This is a genomic window from Streptomyces sp. NPDC050856 (assembly GCF_040653855.1).
GTDB lineage: Bacteria > Actinomycetota > Actinomycetes > Streptomycetales > Streptomycetaceae > Streptomyces.
Map to the genome: position 1 here is coordinate 1 of NZ_JBFAGV010000069.1, position 2,468 is coordinate 2,468.

The 2,468-nt window shown below is 74.2% G+C and carries 1 protein-coding gene; it reads left to right on the plus strand.

All coding sequences use genetic code 11. From position 1 onward, the window contains the following. Window positions 1–2,468: amino acid adenylation domain-containing protein (locus AB0H53_RS29055; protein WP_362119638.1), on the plus strand; the 2,468-nt coding region annotated here is incomplete at both ends.

The window sequence follows — 2,468 nt, forward strand, 5'->3', positions numbered from 1 at the left end:
GTTCACCGCCTACCGGGGCGGCGCGCTGCCGGCCCGTCCGGCCTTCCGGGACTACCACGCCTGGCTGGCCCGGCAGGACACCCAGGCCGCGCACGCCTACTGGCGCGAGGTCCTGGCCGGCTACGACACACCCGTCCCCCTGCCCTACGACCGCACCCCCGACGACGTCCGCGCCGCGCGCTCGACCGCCCGGCTCGTGGACGACCTGAGCGCCGACCTGTCCGACACGGTGCACGACTTCGCCAAACGGCACCGGCTCACCGTCAACGCCGTGGTGCAGGCGGCCTGGGCGCTGCTGCTGTCGGCCCACTCGGGCCAGACGGACCTGGTCTTCGGAGCGACGACCTCGGGCCGGCCGGCCGACCTGCCGGACGTCGAGTCGGCCATCGGCATCTTCATCAACACCCTGCCGGTGCGCATCCGCGTCGACCCGAAGCAGAACGTCGCCGAATGGCTCCAGGACATCCAGGTCCAGCAGTCCGAGGCGCGCGGCCACGACTACCTCTCCCTGGCCCGCGTCCAGGCGGAGGCCGGGCTCCCGGCGGACACCACTCTCTTCGACAGCCTGGTCGTCTTCGAGAACTACCCCGTCGACGAGGACAGCGCCCGGACCCACGGCCTGACCGTGGAGGCCGTCACCGCCAACGAGGCCACCAACTACCCCCTGACACTGGCCGCCTACGACGGTGCCAGGATCGGCTTCCACCTGCGCTACGACCCGCGCCACTTCGACGCGGACACCGCCCGGCGGCTCCTGGACCGGCTGGTCCACCTGCTGACCGCGCTCGTCGCCGAGCCCGGGCGCCGGGTCGCCGCCGTGCCGCTGCTGACGCCGGCCGAGGAGCGGGCCGTCCTGAGCGGGCCGGTGCGGCGGGGCGAAGCCGCCGGCACCATGGTCTCGCTGTTCGCCGAGCAGGCCGCGCGGCACCCCGAGCGCGTCGCGCTCGTCGGGGAACACGAGCGGCTGACCTTCGCCGAGCTCGACGCCCGCTCCGACCGGGTCGCCCGCGCACTGCGCGCACAGGGCGTGGAACGGGGGGCGTTCGTCGGCGTCTGCCTGGAGCGCGGTCCGTCCCAGACCGTGTCCTACCTGGGCGTGATGAAGGCCGGCGCGGCCTACCTCCCGATGGACCCGACGTACCCGCTCGACCGCCTCCAGTACATGGTCGACGACTCCGGCGTCCGTACCGTCGTCACCCAGCGCTCCCTCGCCGGAGCCATCCCCGCTACGGAGCGGCAGCTCATCCTGGACGAGCTGACCGGCGACGCCGCGACGGACGCCGCCGAGACGGACGCCGCCACGGCGCCGGAGCCCCGCCTCGACGACGCCGCGTACATGATCTACACCTCCGGTTCGACCGGCCGCCCCAAGGGCGTCGTGGTCAGCCACCGGGGTGTGGCCGACTTCGCGCGCACCCAGCGGCACCGGTTGCGGGTCACGCCGGACTCGCGCACCCTCCAGTTCGCGTCGCCGAGCTTCGACGCCGCGGTCTTCGAGATGACCGGCTCCCTGCTGAACGGCGCCGCCCTCGTCACGCCGTCCCGCGACAAGCTCGCCGGTGACGAACTCGTGCACGTCATCCGTGACTTCGGGGTCACCCACGCGCTCCTGCCGCCCGCCGTCCTGCCCACCATGGACCCGCGGGAGGTGCCCGCGCTGGCCGTCCTGGCGACGGGTGGCGAGGCGCTGCCCGGCGAACTCGCGGACCGGTGGTCGCGGGACCGCTGCCTGGTCAACGCCTACGGACCGACCGAGACCACCGTGTGCGCCACCATGAGCGCCCCGCTGTCCGGCGGTGCCACACCGCCGATCGGCACCGCGATCGACGGCACCACGGTGCACGTCCTGGACGCCTTCCTGCGGCCGGTGCCGGCCGGGGTCACCGGTGAGCTCTACATCGCCGGTGAGGGCCTGGCCCGCGGCTACTGGGGCCGGCCCGGCCTGACCGCCGAGCGGTTCGTCGCCGACCCGTACGGCGCGCCGGGCGCCCGGATGTACCGCAGCGGTGACCTGGTCCGCCGGCGCGCCGACGGTGCGCTGGAGTTCATCGGCAGGGTCGACAACCAGGTGAAGATCCGCGGTTTCCGGGTCGAGCTCGGCGAGATCGAGGCCGCACTGCTCGCCCGGCCGGGCGTCAAGCAGGCCGTGGTCACGGTCCGCGAGGACCGGCCCGGATCCAAGCGGCTGGTCGGATACGTCGTCCCCGAGGACGGCACCGTCCTGGACGCCGCCGAACTGCGCGCCCGGCTCGGCGAGGCGCTGCCGGCGCACATGGTCCCGGCGGCCGTGGTGCCGCTGGACGGGCTCCCGCTCACCGCCAACGGCAAGACCGACACCAAGGCGCTGCCGGACCCCGTCTGGGCCACGGAGGACGCCGCGTACGTGGCGCCGCGCAACGCGGTCGAGCGGGTGCTGGCGGAGGTGTGCGCGTCGGTGCTCGGGGTGGAGCGGGTCGGTGTGCACGACA